At 64.4% G+C, this 19,571-nt stretch carries 19 protein-coding genes; 10 read left to right on the top strand and 9 right to left on the bottom strand.

The window, feature by feature from the left end; genetic code table 11:
* Nucleotides 1–62: 62 nt before the first annotated feature.
* The 4 genes from C7I85_RS19025 to lpxK are packed head-to-tail and all read left to right on the top strand — an operon-like array spanning nt 63 to nt 3,437.
* Complete coding sequence (locus C7I85_RS19025) at nt 63–317, top strand: DUF4170 domain-containing protein (protein WP_106725598.1); 255 nt, start codon at nt 63–65, stop codon at nt 315–317.
* The gene (locus C7I85_RS19030) at nt 317–1,108 is read left to right on the top strand and encodes a lysophospholipid acyltransferase family protein (protein WP_106725599.1); all 792 of its coding nucleotides are present in this window, start codon (nt 317–319) and stop codon (nt 1,106–1,108) included. Before C7I85_RS19025 ends, C7I85_RS19030 begins: the two co-directional genes overlap by 1 nt.
* Nucleotides 1,105–2,415 carry a lipid IV(A) 3-deoxy-D-manno-octulosonic acid transferase gene (waaA, locus tag C7I85_RS19035; protein ID WP_106725600.1) on the top strand — a complete coding sequence of 437 codons (1,311 nt, stop codon included), beginning with the start codon at nt 1,105–1,107 and terminating at the stop codon, nt 2,413–2,415. Before C7I85_RS19030 ends, waaA begins: the two co-directional genes overlap by 4 nt.
* Nucleotides 2,416–2,417: 2 nt before the next feature.
* On the top strand, nt 2,418–3,437 hold the full coding sequence (gene lpxK, locus C7I85_RS19040; protein ID WP_106725601.1) for a tetraacyldisaccharide 4'-kinase: 1,020 nt from the start codon (nt 2,418–2,420) through the stop codon (nt 3,435–3,437).
* Nucleotides 3,438–3,452: 15 nt separating this feature from the next.
* Here lpxK and C7I85_RS19045 read toward each other — a convergent pair whose 3' ends face one another.
* The 4 genes from C7I85_RS19045 to C7I85_RS19060 all read right to left on the bottom strand — a co-directional run bounded on the left by C7I85_RS19045 (nt 3,453) and on the right by C7I85_RS19060 (nt 7,254).
* Nucleotides 3,453–3,695, bottom strand: a complete 243-nt coding sequence (locus C7I85_RS19045) for a DUF2093 domain-containing protein (protein WP_106725602.1) — start codon at nt 3,693–3,695, stop codon at nt 3,453–3,455.
* A gap of 55 nt (nt 3,696–3,750) precedes the next feature.
* A complete protein-coding gene (locus C7I85_RS19050) occupies nt 3,751–4,863 on the bottom strand; it encodes a glycosyltransferase family 4 protein (protein ID WP_106725603.1) in 1,113 nt (370 codons plus the stop codon).
* 52 nt (nt 4,864–4,915) lie between these two features.
* Nucleotides 4,916–6,772: a DNA mismatch repair endonuclease MutL gene (mutL, locus tag C7I85_RS19055; protein ID WP_106725604.1), complete on the bottom strand. Its 1,857-nt coding sequence runs from the start codon at nt 6,770–6,772 to the stop codon at nt 4,916–4,918.
* 74 nt (nt 6,773–6,846) lie between these two features.
* Nucleotides 6,847–7,254 (bottom strand): hypothetical protein, encoded by a 408-nt coding sequence (locus C7I85_RS19060; RefSeq protein ID WP_106725605.1) that lies wholly within the window; start codon nt 7,252–7,254, stop codon nt 6,847–6,849.
* Nucleotides 7,255–7,338: 84 nt separating this feature from the next.
* On the opposite strand from C7I85_RS19060, the gene C7I85_RS19065 reads away from it, so the two are divergent.
* Together C7I85_RS19065 and C7I85_RS19070 are read left to right on the top strand one after the other, a co-directional pair.
* Nucleotides 7,339–7,773, top strand: coding sequence for a MarR family winged helix-turn-helix transcriptional regulator (locus tag C7I85_RS19065; protein WP_106725606.1), 435 nt, complete (start codon nt 7,339–7,341; stop codon nt 7,771–7,773).
* On the top strand, nt 7,773–8,258 hold the full coding sequence (locus tag C7I85_RS19070) for a GNAT family N-acetyltransferase (RefSeq protein ID WP_106725607.1): 486 nt from the start codon (nt 7,773–7,775) through the stop codon (nt 8,256–8,258). Before C7I85_RS19065 ends, C7I85_RS19070 begins: the two co-directional genes overlap by 1 nt.
* Before the next feature lie 3 nt (nt 8,259–8,261).
* Here C7I85_RS19070 and C7I85_RS19075 read toward each other — a convergent pair whose 3' ends face one another.
* A complete protein-coding gene (locus C7I85_RS19075) occupies nt 8,262–9,662 on the bottom strand; it encodes a PLP-dependent aminotransferase family protein (RefSeq protein ID WP_106725608.1) in 1,401 nt (466 codons plus the stop codon).
* A gap of 103 nt (nt 9,663–9,765) precedes the next feature.
* Between C7I85_RS19075 and C7I85_RS19080 the strand changes: the two genes are divergently transcribed.
* Nucleotides 9,766–10,629 (top strand): DMT family transporter, encoded by an 864-nt coding sequence (locus C7I85_RS19080; protein ID WP_106725609.1) that lies wholly within the window; start codon nt 9,766–9,768, stop codon nt 10,627–10,629.
* On the opposite strand, the gene C7I85_RS19085 is transcribed toward C7I85_RS19080, so the two are convergent.
* On the bottom strand, nt 10,624–12,672 hold the full coding sequence (locus C7I85_RS19085; protein WP_245445007.1) for a putative bifunctional diguanylate cyclase/phosphodiesterase: 2,049 nt from the start codon (nt 12,670–12,672) through the stop codon (nt 10,624–10,626). The genes C7I85_RS19080 and C7I85_RS19085 overlap by 6 nt on opposite strands.
* A gap of 283 nt (nt 12,673–12,955) precedes the next feature.
* Between C7I85_RS19085 and C7I85_RS19090 the strand changes: the two genes are divergently transcribed.
* Complete coding sequence (locus C7I85_RS19090) at nt 12,956–14,167, top strand: acyl-CoA dehydrogenase (protein ID WP_106725611.1); 1,212 nt, start codon at nt 12,956–12,958, stop codon at nt 14,165–14,167.
* A 67-nt stretch (nt 14,168–14,234) separates the two neighbouring features.
* Here C7I85_RS19090 and C7I85_RS19095 read toward each other — a convergent pair whose 3' ends face one another.
* Nucleotides 14,235–15,341, bottom strand: a complete 1,107-nt coding sequence (locus tag C7I85_RS19095) for a mandelate racemase/muconate lactonizing enzyme family protein (protein WP_106725612.1) — start codon at nt 15,339–15,341, stop codon at nt 14,235–14,237.
* Between the two features lie 138 nt (nt 15,342–15,479).
* On the bottom strand, nt 15,480–16,463 hold the full coding sequence (locus C7I85_RS19100) for an isopenicillin N synthase family dioxygenase (RefSeq protein ID WP_106725613.1): 984 nt from the start codon (nt 16,461–16,463) through the stop codon (nt 15,480–15,482).
* 173 nt (nt 16,464–16,636) lie between these two features.
* Between C7I85_RS19100 and C7I85_RS19105 the strand changes: the two genes are divergently transcribed.
* Together C7I85_RS19105 and tdh are read left to right on the top strand one after the other, a co-directional pair.
* The gene (locus tag C7I85_RS19105) at nt 16,637–17,824 is read left to right on the top strand and encodes a glycine C-acetyltransferase (RefSeq protein WP_106725730.1); all 1,188 of its coding nucleotides are present in this window, start codon (nt 16,637–16,639) and stop codon (nt 17,822–17,824) included.
* A 72-nt stretch (nt 17,825–17,896) separates the two neighbouring features.
* Complete coding sequence (tdh, locus tag C7I85_RS19110; RefSeq protein WP_106725614.1) at nt 17,897–18,931, top strand: L-threonine 3-dehydrogenase; 1,035 nt, start codon at nt 17,897–17,899, stop codon at nt 18,929–18,931.
* Nucleotides 18,932–18,955: 24 nt separating this feature from the next.
* Here tdh and C7I85_RS19115 read toward each other — a convergent pair whose 3' ends face one another.
* Nucleotides 18,956–19,414, bottom strand: a complete 459-nt coding sequence (locus C7I85_RS19115; protein ID WP_106725615.1) for a MarR family winged helix-turn-helix transcriptional regulator — start codon at nt 19,412–19,414, stop codon at nt 18,956–18,958.
* Nucleotides 19,415–19,571: the final 157 nt, after the last annotated feature.

A 19,571-nucleotide genomic window follows, 5' to 3' on the forward strand; every position in this document is an offset into this window, starting at 1 on the left:
TTCAAAACGAGCGTTTTTGCTCTAGGTAGTGGCAACTTTGCCAACACGATTCAGGAATTCCCATGACCGAGGAAGACGGAAAAAAACAGCTGTTGCACCTGGTGTTCGGCGGCGAGCTGAAGTCGCTCGGCTCGACCGAATTCCGCGACCTCGATGCGCTCGACATCGTCGGCATCTTCCCTGACTACAAGTCGGCCGAAGCCGCCTGGAAGTCGAAGGCTCAGGAAAGCGTCGACAACGCGCATATGCGATATTTCGTGGTCCATCTGCACCGGTTGCTCGATCCGGAGACCAATAAGGCGTCCGGTCAGAACTGATGGACAATAAGACAGTGGCGCCGCCGGTCGCCCGCGCGGTGGCCCGGAAGGGGCGTAGCAGCGGCGTCATGAAGAATTTTTGGCGCAAGATTCGCCGGCCTTTGGCGCAGTCTCGCTTCGCCAAGGGCACGATTGCGAGCTTCCTGGCTTATGCGCTGCGCTTCGTGCGTTTCACCAATATTCTGTCCAAGGACTCGTCCGACCTTACGGTGGCCTATCAGGAGCTGTCGCCTGCCATCATTGCGCTGTGGCATGGTCAGCACCTGCTTGCGCCCTGCCTTCTGCCGAGGGGCGAGAAGATGCTCGCCATGGTGTCGCGCAGCGCCGATGCGGAGCTGAACGCGCTGGCGCTCGAAAAGCTCGGCTTCGAGGCCGTGCGCGGCTCGGGCGGGCGTGAGGATACGCGGCACATGGAAAAGGGTGGCGCGCGTGCCCTCATCACGCTGAAGAGGGCGCTCGACGACGGCAAGAACGTTGCGATGATCGCCGACATTCCGCACGGCACGCCGCGTGAAGCCGGGCTCGGCATCATCACCCTGGCGCGTCTGTCCGGCCGGCCCGTGGTGCCGCTGGCAGTGACCACCAGCCGGCGAAAGGTGCTGGAGCGCACCTGGGACAAGACCACCATCAGCCTGCCTTTCGGCCGCTGCGCCGCCATGCTGGGCGAGCCGGTATTCGTGCCGGCCGACGCCGACAACGACCTCATGGAGTACAAGCGCCAGGAGCTCACGGCCTCGCTGAACCGCGCAACCGAGAAGGCCTACCGTGTCGCCGATGGTGGTCGCGCATGAGCGAACGTTGGGCGCGGGCAGTTCTTTCGACCTATAGTTTTGCGGGGACGCTTGCCTATCCGGTGATCGGTACCTACGTCGCCTGGCGTTCCCACAAGGGCAAGGAAGACCCTGCGCGCCGCCGCGAACGCTATGGCCGCGCCGGCTTTGCGCGCCCGGAAGGGCCGTTGATCTGGCTCCACGCCGCAAGCGTCGGCGAGACGCTCGCGGTTGGGCCGCTGATCGAATGCATCCTCGACTACGGCATCAACATCGTGCTGACGACCGGCACCGTGACTTCGGCCAAAGTGGCCGAGGAGCGCTTCGGTCAACGCATCATCCACCAGTATGTGCCGCTAGATCTCAAGCCCGCGGTCAGCCGTTTCCTCGATCACTGGCAGCCGGACCTCGCCATCATCGCCGAATCCGAGATCTGGCCGATGACGATCATGGAACTCGGCAAGCGCCGCGTGCCGCAGGTGCTGGTCAATGGCCGCCTGTCGGATCGCTCGTTCCAGTCATGGAAGAAGCGCGCGTTCCTGGCCGAGGCGCTTTTCGAGAACCTCGCGCATGTCGTGGCGCAGTCTGAGCTCGACGGCGAACGCTTCGCCGCCCTCGGCGCCCGGCCGGTGACCGTGTCCGGCAACCTCAAGGTCGACACGCCACCGCCGCCCGCCGATGAGCGCGAGCTTTACATGCTGCAGCGGCAGATAGGGTGGCGCCCGACCTGGGCGGCCGTTTCGACCCATGAGGGCGAGGAGACGATCGCGGCGGAAGTGCATATGCGGGTGCGCGGGCGTCACCCCGGCCTGCTGACGATCATCGTGCCGCGCCACCCCGAGCGCGCTACCGCCTTGGTCGAAGAGTTTGGGGCGCAGGGCCTCAATGTTGCCCGGCGCAGCACCGGCGACCGGATCACGGCCGACACCGACATCCTGCTCGGCGACACGATCGGCGAGATGGGCCTCTATCTTCGCCTGACCGAGATCGCCTTCGTCGGCCGCTCGCTGGTCGGGGAGGGCGGACAAAACCCGCTGGAGCCCGCCATGTTGCAGACGGCGGTGCTGGCCGGGCGCAACGTGCAGAATTTCCGCGACAGCTACCAGAGGCTGATCGATCGCGGCGGCGCCAAGCTGGTGCGCGACGGCGACATGCTGGCCGGCGCGGTGAACTTCTTGCTCCTCAACGAGGTGGTCCGTCGCAAGATGATCGCCGCTGGCATGGTGGCCGTGGAAGACATGCGCGGCGCCCTGGCCATAACGCTCAAGGCGCTCGACCCGTTCATCCAGCCCCTGATCGTCAAGTCGCGCCTCAAAGGGGTGCAGTAGGCATGGCAAGCGAGGCGCCTCCATTCTGGTGGAAAAAGCCGGATTGGCGCGCCTATATGCTGTCGCCGTTTTCCGCTCTCTACGGGCTGGTGGCCGGCCGCCTCATGGTGACGGCCAAGCGCGAACGGTTCGACCTGCCGGTTCTGTGCGTCGGCAATTTCACGGTGGGCGGCTCGGGCAAGACGCCCGTTGCCATCGCGCTTGCCGATGAGGCCAAGCGCATGGGGCTTTCGCCCGGTTTCCTGTCGCGCGGCCATGGCGGCAGCTTCGGCCAGCCGCACATCGTCGATACCCATCACGACAGCGCCAAATATGTCGGCGACGAGCCGCTGCTGCTTGCCGAGCACGCGCCCGTGGCGGTCACGCCGAGCCGCGCCGCCGGCGCCAAGCTGCTGGTGGAGCAGGGCTGCGATTTCCTGATCATGGATGACGGCTTCCAGAGCGCGCATATCCATATCGACTATGCGCTGCTGGTGGTGGATGCGCGCTACGGCATCGGCAACGGCCACGTCATTCCCGGCGGGCCGCTCCGCGCGCCGCTGGTCTCACAGCTGCGTTTTGCCGATGCGGTACTGAAGATCGGCGACGGCACGGCCGCCGATGCCATCGTGCGCAAGGCCTCGCGCGCCGGCAAGGCCGTCTACGAGGCCGTGGCACGGCCCCGGAACGAGCTGACTTTTGCCGGACGACGCTTCCTGGCCTTTGCCGGTATCGGCCATCCGGAGAAATTCTACGACACGCTGCGGCGTGCCGGCGGCGTCGTAGAGATGACGCGGTCCTTCGGCGACCATCACGTCTATGAGGAAGACGAGCTCAACGAGCTCTTGGCCGCAGCGAAAGCCGGCGGACTGGAACTGGTGACGACCGCTAAGGATGCCGTGCGCCTGCGCAATGGCGCTCCGCAGGCTTTCCTCGATCGACTGGAGGTTCTGGAGATCGATGCGGCGTTCGAGCTGAACCACGCGCCGCGACTGATCATCCAGGAGACGCTGGAAATCTGGCGACGCCGACGCGCGAGCTAGTGACCTGGCGGTCGCTTATTTCGAGGCGCGCCGCACCCGCAATTCGGGGTTGGCTTCGAGTTCGCGCTGCAGCGAGACGCTGGCGTTTAGATAGGGCTCCTGGCGCGCGACGCTCCAGTATTTCAGCTCATCGAGAGGAATCGACTCACCAGTGACGACGCAGCGCACGAATGCTCCCGGGCTGGTGACCTGGAAGTCGCCGTCGAGATAGCGGATGCGGGCTTCCCGGGCGCCGGGACCCTCGAAACGGTTCATCATGGTCGTGCTCAATGCCTGTGTTGCAGGATTGTTCCGCCACAAATCGCCTTCAAGGTCAAGTGAAAGGCTTATCGACTACGCCCGGCTTATTGCCGCAATGGGCCGCGCGCGCATGTTCGAGGAAGATATCGGCGCAGGCTGCCCAGCTGTAACGCAGCGCTTTGGCACGCGCCGCCTCGCGGGAAATGCCGACGGCTTCGAGCGCGGCCCTCTGCAGGTCCTCCAACAGCGCGCCGCCTTCTCCATCGCCGAGCACGTCGATGGGGCCGGTGACGGGATAGGCGGCCACCGGCAGGCCGCTCGCCAGCGCTTCCAGAAGCACGATGCCGAACGTGTCAGTGCGGCTCGCGAAGACGAAGACGTCGGCGCTGGCATAGATGTCGGCGAGTTCCTCGCCGGTCTTGGCGCCGACGAAGGTGACATCCGGATAGGCAGCTCGCAGCCTTTCCAGATCGGGGCCGTCGCCGACCACAAGCTTGCTGCCGGGCAGATCGAGATCGAGAAAGGCGGGCAGGTTCTTTTCCACCGCAACGCGGCCGACCGACAGGAAGATCGGGCGCGGCAGGTCGAGCACCTGCTGCCGGTCCGGCCGGTAGTGCTTCGTGTCGACGCCGCGCGTCCATGGCTTCACATGCAGGAAGCCGCGTTCGGCAAGTTCGGCTGCCAGCGAGGGTGTCGCCACCAGCGTGCCGCCGCCGGCATTGTGGAAGCGTCGCAGCCAGGCATAGCTCCAGCGCTCGGGAACCGGAGCGCGGGCGCTGAGATATTCCGGGAAACGGGTATGGTAGCTGGTGGTGAAGGCAAGGCCGTTCCGCAGGCAGAAGCGCCGCGCAAGCATGCCCAGCGGACCTTCGGTCGCGATGTGGATGTGGTCGGGCCGCGCCCGGCGAATGCGCCTTGCGATGTGCCACGGCGTGACCAGCGCCAGCCGGATGTCGGCATAGGAGGGCAGTGGAATGCTGCGAAAACCCTGCGGCGTGAGCATCTCGACCACGCAGCCCTTGGCCTCCAGTTCTTCCGACAGCCGCTCCAGAGTGCGCACCACGCCATTGATCTGCGGGTGCCAGGCGTCGGTGACGATCAGGATTCGCTGAGAAGCCGGCTCACATGCCGTCTCACCAGGTCCGGAAGGGTGGTTGGCCGACTCTCCGGCCGTTTCGCTCTGCATGCGCGGCTTTCATCACGTTTCAATGACAGCCGCGTGACGGTGGTGAACCGCCCTAGCGCCGGCCGAACAGGCGCTCGATGTCGGCGAGCTTGAGCTCGATATAGGTCGGGCGGCCATGGTTGCAGGTGCCCGAGCCGGGCGTGGCCTCCATCTGCCGCAAGAGCGCGTTCATCTCCTCCGGCAGGAGCCGCCGGCCTGAGCGCACCGAGCCATGGCAGGCCATGGTGGCGGCGATCTTGTCGAGCCGTGCCTTCAGCGTCTCGGTCGTGTCGTTGTCGGCGATTTCGTCGGCAAGGTCGCGCACGAGCTGCGTCACGTCTGTTTCGCCGAGCATCGCAGGCGTCTCGCGCACGGCGATCGCGCCGGGGCCGAAGCGCTCGATGCCGAGGCCGAACTGGCGCAGCGTCTCGGCATGCATGGCAAGGCGGGTGGCGTCGTCTTCGGGCAGGTCGACGATCTCGGGCAAAAGCAGCATCTGCGCGGGCAGGGGGCGCGAATGGATCGCATTCTTCAGCGCCTCATAGACCAGCCGCTCATGGGCGGCGTGCTGGTCGACGATGACGAGCGAATCCGCCGTCTGGGCGACGATGTAGTTCTCGTGCACCTGCGCGCGTGCGGCGCCGAGTTGCATTTGCAGCAGCGCCTCGGAGATTTCCACCTGACCGGCCCGGGCATCGACGCTGGCAATCGAGGGGCCGGTGTCGAAGCTTGCCTGAACGGCTTCCGCAAAACCCGCTCCCGTCGGCTCCAGCGGGCGGTGTGGCGAGCGCGCGGCGTCGAAGCCGGCGCTGCTCGCGGCCCGGAAGCCGGGATTGAAGCTCCGGTGCCCATTGGCCGGGCCGGGATGGCCATAGCTGGCCGCACCCGGGCGGAAGGCGCCCATCATGGCCGAAGCGCCGGATGTGGCCGAGCGCAGCCCGGCCTTGGCGAGCGCCTCGCGGATGGCGCCGACGATCAGCCCGCGCACCAGCCCGGGATCGCGGAAGCGCACATCGGCCTTTGCCGGATGCACGTTGACGTCCACCGTCGCCGGATCGAGCGTCAGGAACAGGACGGTCACCGCATGCCGGTCGCGCGGCAAGACGTCGGCATAGGCGCCGCGAATGGCCGAGGCGATCAGCTTGTCGCGCACTGGTCGGCCGTTGACATAGGCATATTGCTGCAGCGCGTTGGCGCGCGAATAGGACGGGATCGAGACGTGGCCGCTGAGCTGCACGCCCTCGCGCACGGCGTCAATCGCAATGGAGTTTTGCGGGAATTCCTTACCCATCACCTGGGCGACGCGGGCCAGCCGGCCTTCCGGCGTATCGTCGGTGGCCGGCAATTCCATGGTCGTGCGATCCGGGCCGGACAGCGTGAAGCGAACCGCTGGGAAGGCGATGGCTATGCGTTTGACGACGTCGCCGATGGCTGTCGCCTCCGCGCGCTCGCCCTTCATGAATTTCAGCCGCGCCGGCGTGGCGAAGAACAGGTCGCGCACCTCCACCGAGGTGCCGCGGTTGGCCGCCGCCGGCCGCACCGAGGAGACGCTGCCGCCGTCGATGGAGATTTCGGCCGCTGAATCCGCGTTTGCCGTGCGCGAGCGGATGGTGAGCCGCGAGACCGAGCCGATCGAAGGCAGCGCCTCGCCACGGAACCCCAGCGAGCGGATGTCGTGGATGTCGTCGGTCAGCTTCGATGTGCAGTGACGCGAGATGGCCAGTTCCAGTTCGGGCTGCGGAATGCCCGAGCCGTCGTCGCTGACGCGGATGAGGTTCAGGCCGCCACCGGCTGTGGCGACCTCCACGCGGCCAGCGCCTGCGTCGAGTGCATTCTCGACCAGTTCCTTGACCACGCTTGCCGGACGCTCGATGACCTCGCCGGCAGCGATCTGGTTGATCATCGTTTCGGGTAACTGACGGATCGGCATGGCGCCATATTACCCGGATTCGAGGCCGGCGGAAAAGCCATTCGACAATTTGCGATCCGCGACCCTGCCTAACGTCAGACCAGTCGCGCGATCGCCATGCAGATGATGGTGACCACAAGCAGCCCCGCGGCGATGCGTTCGCCCTTCGCCATTCGTGCGCGCACCGATGCCTGCTCGCTTTGGCTTGCGCCGGCAAGTTTGCGGCGCGCCGATCCGACGAAAGCGCCCTGCACGCCCGCCGCGGCGACAGCCGCAAGTGCGCCGATTGCGAGCACCTGCTCCATTGGGCCGAAATTCGGGCCATGGAAAAAGTGCCACAAGAGCAGGCCGGTGAGCATCGCCACGACAGCGGCGCCCATCTGCGAGGCGAAGAACTTTTCGGCCTGGATTTCCGGAGCGCGCGCCAGCGTGATCGTGCTGCCGGCCCAGTAGACGCCGGTGATGACGTGAAGGGCGACGGTGACGATGTAGACATACTGCATGCTATTCTCCCTTGCAGCTTCCTGGCCTAGAGCGTTAGAAATCTAATTATTCGATGTCAATCTATTTTGTGCTATTGTCCGTCCATGACGCCACCTTTCCACCCGCCCATAGGCCTCTCGCTCAACCGCACCGCGCGCCTCGTCGGCCGCGCCTTCGACGATGAGCTCGGTCGTGCCGGCGGCAGCCTGCCAGTGTGGCTGACGCTGCTGACCGTCAAGATGCGCAAGAGCGCCAGCCAACGCGAATTGGCGGCCGCGATCGGCATCCAGGGCGCGACGCTGACCCATCATTTGAATGGGCTGGAACAGGCCGGACTTCTGGTGCGCCGCCGCGATCCGGCCAACCGGCGAACGCATCAGGTGGAGCTGACGCCTGCCGGCGAGGAAAAGTTCCTGCGATTGCGGGACGCCGCCATCGCCTTCGACAAGCGCCTGCGCGACGGTTTTGACGAACAGGAGATTGAGATGCTCGACCGGGCGCTGGCCCGCCTTCGCGGCAATGTAGGGGAGGAAGAGTGATGCCGGACTATCGGCTGATCGACGGCACCGGCACGCATGTCGATGCGGCGGCTCAAATCTGGGCCGAGGCAACGGCCAAACGCGATGGCGACGCGGATGTGGCGCCGCTCGAACTCGCGCGCCCGATCATTCAGCGTGTCTTAGAAGGCTCGCCACATGCTTTTCTGCTGATCGTGCTCGCAGGCGAGACGGCTGCCGCATTCGCCGCCATCGCGCCTTGGGGCGAGGTGGAAGACCGTGAAGCGGAAATCCATTATCTCGGCGTCGCGCCGGCTTTTTGGGGACATGGGGCGGGTGGTTTCCTGCTGGAGGGCGCCGCACGGGAGATGCAGCTGCGCGGCTTTGTGCGGGCAAGACTTTCCGTCTACGCCGACAATCCGGCCGCGCTGCGGCTCTATGAGGGCGCGGGCTGGCGGGTGCATGGCGAGGGTAAGATCCACCCGCATTCCGGCAGGCTGGAGCGGGAATATCGGCTGACCCTCTAAGCTTCAGGCCATAGCTCGTTCCAGCACGGAAAAGACGCGTGTGTCGAGCGATTGCGCCACGTTGAAGCGCAGGAAGCCCTTAGCCGATTGCGACAGGCTGAAGGCGTTGCCGGGGGCCAGCACGACGTTTTCGGCCAATGCGCGGCGCGCGATTGTGGCGGCATCCATGCCGTCGGGCAGGCTGCACCACAGGAACATGCCGGCGCGGGGCTCGATCCATGGCTCGAGGCCGAGCTTCTTAAGGCGCGGGCCAACCTCGCTCATGGCGCGGGCCAGCCGCTCGCGCAAGGCTTCGACATGCTTGCGGTAGCTGCCGTCCTTCAAGAGGGCATGCACCAGTTCGGCCGAAAAATGCCCGCCGCCGAAGGAGGTGGCGAGCTTGAGGTCGATCAGCCCTTCGACCCAGTCCGGCCGCGCGGCGATGAAGCCACAGCGCACCGCCGCCGACAGCGTCTTGGAGAAGCTGCCGATGTGGATCACGCGCTCGAGCCCGTCGAAGGCGGCAAGGCGCGGTGCCGGCTCGGGCTCGAGATCGGCGAAGATATCGTCCTCGATGATGGTCAGGCCATGCTGTTCGGCAAGCTTCAGCAGACGGTGTGCCGTCACTGGCGACAGAGTCGCGCCGGTCGGATTGTGCAGGCCGGAATTGGTGATGTAGAGGCGCGGCCGATGCTCTGTGAGCGCCTGGGCGAAGGCTTCGAGGTCAGGCCCCGTCGGCGTGCAGGGCACGCCGATCACCCTGGCGCGATGTGCCCGCAGCATCGCGTGGAAGTTGAAGTAGCAGGGATCGTCGACCAGGACTGTGTCGCCCGGCTCGAGCAGGAAGCGGCAGAGCAGGTCGATTGCCTGGGACCCCGATTCCGTGAGCATGATCTGGCGCGGCTCGGCCTCGATGCCGTGCTCGGCCATGCGGCGCGACAGCAGTTGGCGCATGGGGCTCAGCCCGAGCGGCGGGCCGTAGTCGGTGAGGTCGACCATCTCCGAACGCGCCAACGTGCGCAGCGCCCGGCGGATCGCCTCGTCGGGCATCCACTCACGCGGCAGCCAGCCGCAGCCGGGCTTGAGCATGGCGTCGCCCGCTTCGAGCGACTGCCGCGACACCCACAGCGGATCAACCTCGCGGTCGAGGCGCGGCCCGATCTCGGCCAGCGAAAGCGGCGGCAGATGGCCAGCAACATAGAAGCCCGAACCGCGCCGCGAGCGGATCAGCCCTTCGGCGGCAAGCCGGTCGTAGGCTTCCACCACCGTCGATTTCGAGACCTGCATCGCATCCGCAAAGCCACGGATGGATGGCAGTTTCGCTCCCGGCGCCAGCGTGCGGGCGGCTATGCGCTGGCGGACCGCCTGCATAACTTGCTCGACCAGAGTCCCGGCGTCGTCCTCGATGCGTTGCTGCAGCGTCATCCGTACTGGTTCCGTGAGCGATACAGTTCGCCAAAACTGTACCGCACTGTCTCTGGCCGCGCCAGACGAGAAGATCGATACCGCGTCCAAACAGGAGCGTGGCATGGACAAGTCGGCGAGCGGTTGGATCAACGGGTTTCTGGGCGTGCTGATCTTCAGCGGCTCGCTGCCGGCCACCCGTGTGGCGGTAGCAGATTTCGATCCGGTTTTCCTGACCGTCGCGCGCGCAACGATCGCCGCGCTGCTGGCGCTCGGCCTTCTGGTGGCTTTCCGCGAAAAGCGGCCGTCGCGCGACGATCTGGTGTCGCTCATCGTGGTGGCGCTCGGCGTGGTCGTCGGCTTTCCGCTGCTGACGGCGCTGGCGCTTCAATATGTCACCTCGGCGCATTCCATCGTCTTCATCGGTCTTCTGCCGCTGGCGACCGCGATCTTCGGCGTGCTGCGCGGCGGCGAGCGGCCGAAACCGGTTTTCTGGCTGTTTTCCGGCCTGGGCAGCGCGCTCGTGGCCGGCTATGCACTGACCCAGGGCATTGCCGCTTCGCCGGTCGGCGACCTGCTGATGCTGGCGGCGGTCGTGGTCTGTGGCCTGGGTTACGCCGAAGGAGCAAAACTGTCGCGCAAGCTCGGCGGCTGGCAGGTGATTTCCTGGGCGCTCGTCGTCTCGCTGCCGGCGATGGGAGCGCTGATGCTCTACACCATGCCTGCCTCGTTCGCCGGCATCGGCCGCGATGCGTGGATCGGGCTCGCCTATGTCTCGCTGTTCAGCATGCTGATCGGCTTCGTCTTCTGGTATCGTGGGCTGGCGCTCGGAGGCATTGCGGGGGTAGGGCAGCTGCAGCTGCTGCAGCCCTTCTTCGGCCTGCTGCTGGCGGCGACCTTGCTGCACGAAACAGTCGGCTGGTCGATGCTCGCCGTCACCGCCGCCGTGGTGCTGTGCGTGGCAGGCGCCAAGCGCTTCGCCTCATAGGTCGACCGCTTCGCTTTCAGCTAGGGGACGGTCCTGCCCGGCGCGCTTGGCGCTGTAGGTGACGAGCCAGTCGCGCGCCTCATGGTCGGGCATGGGGAAGGCGACGGAATAGCCCTGAACCTGGTCGCAGCCGATGGCGAGCAGCGTGTCCAGCTCGTTTTGCGTTTCGGCGCCCTCGGCCACGACTGCGATACCCAACCTGTTCGCGAGGTCGGTGATGGCACGCACGATCTGTGCGTTGTGGCCGCCAGCGTCGATGTTCTGCACGAAGCGGCGATCGATCTTCACGCGGTCGATATCGTTTGGGCTGACATGGGTGAGCGAGGCATAGCCTGTGCCGAAATCGTCGAGCTCGAGATGAATGCCAGCTGCGCGGATGTTGCGCAGCTTAGCTGCAATGCCGCTCTTTTCGTCGTCGAGAATGACCGACTCCACGATCTCGAGCGAGATTTTCTCGATCGGCAATCCTTCCCGTTCGAGCGTATGGAACAGGAACTGTTCGAAATCAGCCTCCCGCAGTTCCGTGCCGGAGGCATTCACGGCAAGCCGGCCGAACTCGATGCCGGCACGGTGCCACGCCGCGGCTTCCCTGATCGCCTTGCTGATGACGATGCGCCCTATGGCTGCCATCAGGCCGCACTTTTCGGCAACGGGGATGAACTCGCCCGGCGAGACCATGCCGCGCTCCGGATGCCGCCAGCGCACAAGCGCCTCCACGCCCACTGTGCGGCCGCTGCTCAGTGATATCTGCGGCTGGAAATAGACGCTGAAGGCCTCGTTGGCGATGGCGACCTTGATGTCGTTTTCGAGCTGCTTGCGGTGTTCGAGTTCGTTGCGCAAATCCTCGCAGAAGAAGGCAAAGCCCGAATTGCCCGCCTTCTTCGCCGAATAGAGGGCGAGGTCGGCATGCACCAGCAGGTCTTCGGCGTTGTCCGCATCGTGCGGATAGATGGCGATGCCGGCACTGGCACCCGGAACGATGGTTGCCCCGTGGTGGACGATCGGCTGGCTGAGGCGCTCGAGAATACGCCTTACCACGGCGTCGACATCGTCGATGCTACCGGCGCCGCTGAGCACGATGACGAATTCGTCGCCGCCAAGCCTCACGCAAAGGTCCGAGGCGCGGCAGGCGTTGCGCATGCGCTGGGCCGAACTGATCAGTACGCGGTCGCCGGCGGCGTGGCCGAGCGTGTCGTTGATCTGCTTGAAGCGATCGAGATCGAGCTGGACGACGGCCAAATGCTCGTTTCGGCGCCTGGCGTTGGCGATCAGGCTTTCGAAGTGGTCCATCAGGAAAGCGCGGTTGTGCAGACCCGTAAGCCCGTCATGCGCCGCGATGAAGGCCATCGAGTTGCGGGCTTCGACCAGTTCATGCGTGCGGCGCAGGATCATCTTCGACATCGGGCGGAAGATGAACAGCGCAACCAGCAGCACCGCGCCGATGATGGCGTAGAACAGCAGGCGATGCCGGTCGAGAAGCTCCGTCACCCGGCGGTTTGCCTGGGCGCTCAGCCTTTCGCCGAGCGCCGAATAGCCCGCCAGTGCGGCGTTCGCCAGAGACTCGTCGATGCGAATCCGGTCGCTGCCTCCCTTGTAGCCGTGGATGGAGTTGCCGATGCCCAGTTGCGACTCGAAGGCGGCAATGAAGCGCCAGCCGCCGGCGGCCAACCCGGTCGAGAAATAGTCAAGATGGAATGGATCGCCGTAAAGCACGTTTTCCAGCGTCGTCGGATCGAAACGCTGCAGAAGGTTGGAATCGTTTCCTACCTGTTTCAGCAGCTCATCGTAGTTGTGTTCGAACCTGGTATTCACGCGGCGCAGTTCGGCGACGAGGGGAGGTTGCTGGTCGCGCGGCACCGAAATGACGGTCCTGGCGAGCGACACCAGCTTCTGCGACAGCATCTTCTGCTTGGTGATGACATCGAGCAGGTTCTGGTCGCGCTGCTGGGCGGTGTTGATCTGCTGCAGCAGCAGGAACGAGGAGAGCGCCATCACAACGATGATGGCAAAAGCGGCCCAATAGGCGCTTTTGATGAGCAGCAAGAGTTTATCCGAACCGGAATCGGCCTCTTGTGACATGTTTTGTCCGTCCCCCTTGGACATGGTTTTCCCACGATGAAGAATGCCGACCAAACAGTTAACGTGTGCCCAACGAACTGCCCTGGAAGAGCTCAAAAGCCGGGTTTCGACCGAAAAATCGGGGTTTTGCGTTAGTTTTCGTCGGAAATTCTGGCTTGGCCGATTTCAAGTGCTAAAAGCCTTTTGCCCTGAGCCACGATCCGCGCTAGAGTGATATTTCAAGCTTCAAACAAATCTGGAAAACGTCATGAACATCGAAAACAAGGCGAGCGCCGTCGCCAGCTTCGTCTGGGATGATCCCTTCCTGCTCGACGGTCAGCTGACCGAGGACGAGCGCCTGATCCGCGACGCGGCCGCCGCGTTTGCCGCCGACAAGCTGGCGCCGCGCATCGAGGAGGCCTATCTCGACGAGAAGACCGATCCGGCGATTTTCCGCGAGATGGGCGAGGCGGGCCTGCTCGGCGTCACCGTGCCGGAAGAGTATGGCGGGCTTGGCGCCAACTACGTCACCTACGGCCTGATCGCGCGCGAGGTCGAGCGCGTCGATTCCGGCTACCGCTCGATGATGAGCGTGCAGTCGTCGCTGGTCATGTACCCGATCTACGCCTATGGCTCGGAGGAACAGCGGAAAAAATACTTGCCCAAGCTGGCCTCGGGCGAGTGGATCGGCTGCTTTGGCCTGACCGAGCCGGATGCCGGCTCCGACCCGGCCGGCATGAAGACGCGCGCCGAAAAGACCGCCAACGGCTACAAGATCTCCGGCGCCAAGATGTGGATCTCGAACGCGCCGATCGCCGACGTCTTCGTCGTCTGGGCCAAGCTCAAGGCCGAGGACGGCAAGGACGTCATCCGCGGCTTTGTCCTCGACAAGGGCATGAAGGGGCTGTCGGCGCCGAAGATCGCCGGCAAGCTCAGCCTGCGCGCCTCGATCACCGGCGAGATCGTCATGGACGGCGTCGAGGTCGGCGAGGACGCGCTGCTGCCCAACGTGTCGGGCCTGAAGGGCCCGTTTGGCTGCTTGAACCGCGCCCGCTACGGCATCTCCTGGGGCGTGCTGGGCGCGGCCGAGGATTGCTGGCACCGCGCCCGCCAGTACGGCCTCGACCGCAAGCAGTTCGGCAAGCCGCTTGCCGCGACGCAGCTCTACCAGAAGAAGCTCGCCGACATGCAGACCGAGATCGCGCTCGGCCTGCAGGGCTCGTTGCGCGTCGGCCGGCTGATGGACGAGCACAAGATGGCGCCGGAGATGATCTCTCTCGTCAAGCGCAACAACTGCGGCAAGGCGCTCGACATCGCCCGCCAGGCGCGCGACATGCATGGCGGCAACGGCATCCAGATCGGCTACCACGTCATGCGCCACGCGCAGAACCTGGAGACGGTCAACACCTATGAGGGCACGCACGACGTGCACGCGCTGATCCTCGGCCGCGCCCAGACCGGCATCCAGGCGTTCTTCTGAGCATTAGCTTCTAAATGGGCCGCCGGTGCGCAGTGTCGCGCCGGCGGCTTTTCTTTGGTCGGGCCGATTAGAGCTTGCAGTTGAACAGCGGCTCGCCGAGAGCCTCGGCCTTCACCTTAACACCCAGGCCCGGACCGGACGGCGGCGTCATCTCGCCATCGGCAATCGCAAATTCCGCATCGGCGTTCGAAACTGTCACCCAGTTGTGGAAGTCGACCGTGTGTTGCCTCAGCCCTTCCGGAGTGGAGAGCATTAGGCCGGAGTAGGCCGCCGTGTCGATCTCGGCGCCACCGGTGTCCTCGATGGTGATCTTCAGATTTTTCGCGATGGCAATGTCCCGCAAAAACTTGGCCCTGGTCAGCCCTCCGACGCGTGCAAGCTTGATGGTGATCCCGTCGGCCAGCCCGTCCGCAATCGCCCGCAACAGCACATCTGCGCTGTCGATCGTCTCGTCGAGCACCAGCGGCCGGTCGCAGGCGCGGCGAATGGCAAGGTTTTCCTCATAGCTCGCGCAGGGCTGCTCGAGCGTGTAGTCGAGATTGCGCGTCGCCGTCAGGAAACGGCGCGTCTCGGCCGTGCCCCAGCTTGCATTGGCATCGCAGAACAGAACTGTGTCGGCCGGCACGGCCGCGCGCACTGCTTCAAGGCGAGCGATATCCTCGTTGACGTCAAGCCCGACTTTCACTTGCAGCCGGCGATAGCCTTCGGCGATGTATTTTTTTGCGCGCGCGGCCATCGCGTCCGGCGCCTGTTGGGCGATCGACCGGTAGAGCGCAAGGCTTTTGCCTTCCGCGCCGCCGGTCATACTGGCAAGGGAAAGTCCATTGCGATGGCCCGCGAGATCCCAAAGCGCCATGTCGATGGCGCATTTGGCATAAGGATGTCCCTTCAACAGCAGGTCCATGCGCCGATTGAGCGCCTCGATGCCGGAGGCGTCGCAGCCCAGAAGTTGTGGAGCAAGCTCGCGCATCGCGGCTCGGGCGCCTTCGGCAAAAGCCGGATCGTAGAAGCTGCCGAGAGGCGCCATCTCGCCATAGCCGCGCACACCATCGCGTGTCGTGATCTCCACGATGGTGGAGTCAAAACCCTCGGCGCTGCGCCCACCTGAACAGCGATAGGTGCCGTCGCGAAACGGCTGCCACTGGCGATAGAGGCTTATGCTGGCAATTGTCATTCGGCGGGCTCCGATGCGAGGTTTCGGCCACTTTCGAGCGGCCGCCCACGGTAACCTGCCTTGCAATCGTCTACGCCAAAGGAAGCGGCAGCCGGGCGCGTCGCTTTTATGACAGCTGCGCGCCCGGCTTCTGGTCGTTTATTTCGTCGTCGACTGGAACTTGCTCATCAGATAGGGGCCCGAAAGCACTGGCTGGTATTTTGGCTCTTCGCCAGGTGCCAGGCACTGCTCGAGGCAGACGATCTCGGCATCCCAGTTGGGCTGGTGGAAGAAGGCCAGCGACTGACGACGGTCCATGCCGCCATCTTCCGGCGAGGGGTTGACCACGCGGTGCATAGTCGACACCCAGCGATCGTTCGTCCACAGCGCCATCAGGTCGCCGATATTGATGACGAAGGCGCCGGGCACCGGCGGCACCGGCGTCCAGTTGCCGTCTGGCGTAATGAGCTCCAGGCCCTTCGAGCCTTCCTGCGGCAGCAGAATGGTCAGGCTGCCATAGTCGGTGTGAGCGCCGGCGCGCAGCTGGCCGGGCTTCGGCGGCACGGTCTGTTCGGGATAGTTGAGTGCGCGGAGCGCGCTGATCGGGGCGTCGATGAAGCGCTCGAAATAATCCTCCGGCAGCTTCAGCGCGACCGCAAACAGCCGCATGATGCGCGCCGCCAGATCCTCGAGCGAGGTGTAGTAGGCCTTCCAGGCGTCGACAAAACCTTCCGGCGCCTCGGGCCAGATCGTCGGTGCGTAACAGAAGGCCAACGCGTCCTTGTCGGTCATGCCGTTGGGCGTGCGCTGCGGGCCGCCGTTGAAGCTTTCCTTGAGGTCCGGCGGGCTGTCGACATCGCGCGACTTGGCCAGCGCCTCGAGCTCGGGCCCGAGATAGCCGTAAGGATAGCCCTTATAGGGCGCCTTGGATTTCTGCTTCTGCTCGGGGGGCAGGTCGAAGAAGTCGTGCGCCTTGCCCCACACCGCGTCGATCACCGCCTGCGACACGCCGTGATTGGTGATGGCAAGAAAGCCGGTGGACCGGCAGATCGCGTCGACCTCGGCGCCCAGCCGGTCACGTTCGGCCGCGTTCGCCTTCTCGAAATTCCCGAGGTCGAATACTGGAAACTGTCCACCAACCATTGCATGCTCCGCGTGGTATTGAAATCGCGGCGATCCTATCGACGCCTTGCCACGCGATCCAGTCGTCCGCGACGAATACCCACGGATGATCGACGCCGCCGGGTCGTATTTCCTGTAGCTTTTCGGAAGGCATGCGGCCACAGTCGGCCAACTTCAAACGGGACAAGACGGCGATGAGCGCAACATTCCTTTCCCATCTCGAAGCGGAGATTTCCGGGCTGAAATCCGCCGGGCTCTACAAATCCGAGCGTGTCATCAACTCGCCCCAGTCGGCGAAAATCGAGGTTGGCGGCCAAGAACTGCTGAATTTCTGCGCCAACAATTACCTCGGCCTGGCTGACAACATGGCGTTGCGCGACGCCGCCAAGGCCGCGCTCGACCGCTACGGCTACGGCATGGCCTCGGTGCGCTTCATCTGCGGTACGCAGGAAGAACACAAGGAACTGGAAGGCAAGCTTTCTTCCTTCCTCGGAATGGAGGACACGATCCTCTATTCATCTTGCTTCGACGCCAATGCGGGCCTGTTCGAGACGCTGCTTTCCGAGGAAGACGCCATCATCTCGGATGCGCTGAACCATGCCTCGATCATCGACGGGGTGCGGCTCTCCAAGGCAAAGCGCTTCCGCTACGCCAACAACGACATGGCCGATCTCGAGGCACGGCTGAAGGAAGCGCAGGATTGCCGCTTCCGCCTGATCGCCACCGACGGCGTCTTTTCGATGGACGGCATCATCGCGAACCTGCCGGGCATCTGTGACCTCGCCGAGAAATACGACGCGATGGTGATGGTGGATGACAGCCACGCCGTGGGCTTCGTTGGCAAGCATGGGCGCGGCACGCCCGAATATTGCGGCGTCGAGGGTAGGGTGGACATCCTCACCGGCACGCTCGGCAAGGCGCTGGGCGGGGCATCCGGCGGCTACACCTCGGGCAAGCGGCAGATGGTGGACTGGCTGCGCCAGCGCTCGCGGCCCTATCTGTTCTCCAACACGCTGGCGCCGTCGATTGCGGGCGCTTCGCTGAAGGTGCTGGAACTGATCGAGGGCGGACAGGGGCTGCGCGAAAAGCTCTATGCCAATGCCGCGCAGTTCCGGGCCGGCATGTCTAAGCTCGGCTTCACGCTCGCCGGGGCAGACCATCCGATCATCCCGGTGATGCTGGGCGACGCGACCCTTGCCCAGGAGATGGCGCAAAAGCTGCTCGACCACGGCATTTATGTCATCGGCTTCTCGTTCCCGGTCGTGCCGAAAGGGCATGCGCGCATCCGCACGCAGATGTCGGCCGCGCATTCGGCCGAGGACATCGACCGGGCGGTTGCGGCTTTTGGCTCGGTCGGGCGGGAGCTCGGCGTCATTAAATGACCGCTAGTCCGATACTACATTGAAGGTCTTCGGAAGAGAGATTCCGGATCAACGGTTTCAAGGAACAAGATCATGTCGAACATGATGCGCGCGCTGGTGAAGGCCAAGGCAGAACCGGGCATCTGGATGGAAGAAGTGCCGGTGCCGGAGATCGGCCCGAACGACGTACTGATCAAGGTGCGCAAGTCGGCAATCTGCGGCACCGACGTGCATATCTACAACTGGGACCAATGGGCGCAGAAGACTGTGCCGGTGCCCTTGGTGACCGGCCATGAATTCGTCGGCGAGGTGGCCGATTTCGGTGCCGGCGTGAAGGACTATAAGGTTGGCCAGCGCGTGTCCGGCGAAGGCCACATCGTCTGCGGCCATTGCCGCAACTGCCGTGCCGGGCGCGGGCATCTGTGCCGCAACACGCTGGGCGTCGGCGTCAACCGGCCGGGCTCCTTCGCCGAATATGTTGTGCTGCCGCAGCAAAATGTGGTGCCGATCCCCGACGACGTTCCCGACGAGATCGCGGCGATCTTCGACCCGCTCGGCAATGCCGTGCACACCGCGCTCTCCTTCGACCTGGTCGGCGAAGACGTGCTGGTGACCGGCGCCGGCCCCATCGGCATCATGGGCGCGCTGGTGGCGCAGTGCGTGGGCGCGCGAAAAGTCGTCATCACCGACATCAACCCGGCGCGGCTGGAACTGGCCCGCAAGCTCGGCGTGCATCACGTCGTCGATGCATCCAAGGAAACGCTGCGCGACGTCATGCGCGAGGAGGGGATGACTGAAGGGTTCGACGTCGGCCTCGAAATGTCGGGCTCGGCGGTCGCCTTCCGCGACATGATCGACACGATGAACAATGGCGGCAAGATCGCCATTTTGGGTATCGCGCCGACCGGCTTCGAGATCGACTGGAACAAGGTCATTTTCAAGATGCTGCACCTCAAGGGCATCTACGGTCGCGAGATGTTCGAGACCTGGTACAAGATGATCGCCCTTGTGCAGGGGCCGCTGGATGTGTCCGGCCTGATCACCCACCGCATAGGCATCGACGACTTCCAGCAGGGATTCGATGCGATGCGCAGCGGTAGTTCCGGCAAGGTGGTGATGGACTGGTGAGCTAGGCTTCACCGTAGGTCCGAACTAATCCTCTGACAGTTCGACGGTTAGGACGGATTGCAGCGACTGCAATCCGTTCAGCAATGCCTCGCGTTCCTTCGCGCCGAGCTTGCCGAGCAATTCCTTCTCGAACGACTTCGCCAGCGGCACCATCTCGCGATAGGCTGCAAGGCCTGCCTTGGTCAGCGAGAGGTGCTCGGTGCGCCGGTCGGCGGGATCGGGCTTGCGCGTCAGCCACTTGCGCTCCTCTAGCGCGGAAACCGCGCGCGATACCTTGGTTTTGTGCATCGCCGAATGCACGCCGATGGCCGTGGCGGTCATCGAGCCATATTGCCCGAGCGTGGCGAAGGTTCGCCATTCCGGCCGCGTCAGGCCATGGCGGTCCCGATAGGTCTTGGCGAACTCCCGGCTGACGGATTCCGCAAGCCTGTTCAGCCGATAGGGCAGGAACTCTTCGAGGGGGAGGGTGTCGTCGCTCGCCATTGCGCTATCTCGAATCTCAAGATCGGCGTTTGCCTTCATCCGCCAGGATGTCCCCAAATAGGCGCCGCCTGTGGCCGTCCGGTGGCGAAAGCGATGCCATTGATAGTTACATTTTCAACGGTTACGAATGTAACGAACAGGTGTCAATCATGGGAGG

The organism is Pseudaminobacter soli (ex Li et al. 2025), from assembly GCF_003012705.1.
Classification (GTDB): domain Bacteria; phylum Pseudomonadota; class Alphaproteobacteria; order Rhizobiales; family Rhizobiaceae; genus Pseudaminobacter; species Pseudaminobacter soli.

Coding starts and splice junctions, on each gene's coding strand:
- C7I85_RS19070 (WP_106725607.1), top strand. CDS start 7,773: ATGCCGGACTATCGGCTGATCGACGGCACCGGCACGCATGTCGATGCG.
- C7I85_RS19030 (WP_106725599.1), top strand. CDS start 317: ATGGACAATAAGACAGTGGCGCCGCCGGTCGCCCGCGCGGTGGCCCGG.
- C7I85_RS19115 (WP_106725615.1), bottom strand. CDS start 19,414: ATGGCGAGCGACGACACCCTCCCCCTCGAAGAGTTCCTGCCCTATCGG.
- C7I85_RS19080 (WP_106725609.1), top strand. CDS start 9,766: ATGGACAAGTCGGCGAGCGGTTGGATCAACGGGTTTCTGGGCGTGCTG.
- waaA (WP_106725600.1), top strand. CDS start 1,105: ATGAGCGAACGTTGGGCGCGGGCAGTTCTTTCGACCTATAGTTTTGCG.
- C7I85_RS19095 (WP_106725612.1), bottom strand. CDS start 15,341: ATGACAATTGCCAGCATAAGCCTCTATCGCCAGTGGCAGCCGTTTCGC.
- C7I85_RS19025 (WP_106725598.1), top strand. CDS start 63: ATGACCGAGGAAGACGGAAAAAAACAGCTGTTGCACCTGGTGTTCGGC.
- C7I85_RS19050 (WP_106725603.1), bottom strand. CDS start 4,863: ATGCAGAGCGAAACGGCCGGAGAGTCGGCCAACCACCCTTCCGGACCT.
- C7I85_RS19075 (WP_106725608.1), bottom strand. CDS start 9,662: ATGACGCTGCAGCAACGCATCGAGGACGACGCCGGGACTCTGGTCGAG.
- C7I85_RS19105 (WP_106725730.1), top strand. CDS start 16,637: ATGAGCGCAACATTCCTTTCCCATCTCGAAGCGGAGATTTCCGGGCTG.
- C7I85_RS19060 (WP_106725605.1), bottom strand. CDS start 7,254: ATGCAGTATGTCTACATCGTCACCGTCGCCCTTCACGTCATCACCGGC.
- C7I85_RS19100 (WP_106725613.1), bottom strand. CDS start 16,463: ATGGTTGGTGGACAGTTTCCAGTATTCGACCTCGGGAATTTCGAGAAG.
- C7I85_RS19065 (WP_106725606.1), top strand. CDS start 7,339: ATGACGCCACCTTTCCACCCGCCCATAGGCCTCTCGCTCAACCGCACC.
- C7I85_RS19045 (WP_106725602.1), bottom strand. CDS start 3,695: ATGATGAACCGTTTCGAGGGTCCCGGCGCCCGGGAAGCCCGCATCCGC.
- mutL (WP_106725604.1), bottom strand. CDS start 6,772: ATGCCGATCCGTCAGTTACCCGAAACGATGATCAACCAGATCGCTGCC.
- lpxK (WP_106725601.1), top strand. CDS start 2,418: ATGGCAAGCGAGGCGCCTCCATTCTGGTGGAAAAAGCCGGATTGGCGC.
- C7I85_RS19090 (WP_106725611.1), top strand. CDS start 12,956: ATGAACATCGAAAACAAGGCGAGCGCCGTCGCCAGCTTCGTCTGGGAT.
- tdh (WP_106725614.1), top strand. CDS start 17,897: ATGTCGAACATGATGCGCGCGCTGGTGAAGGCCAAGGCAGAACCGGGC.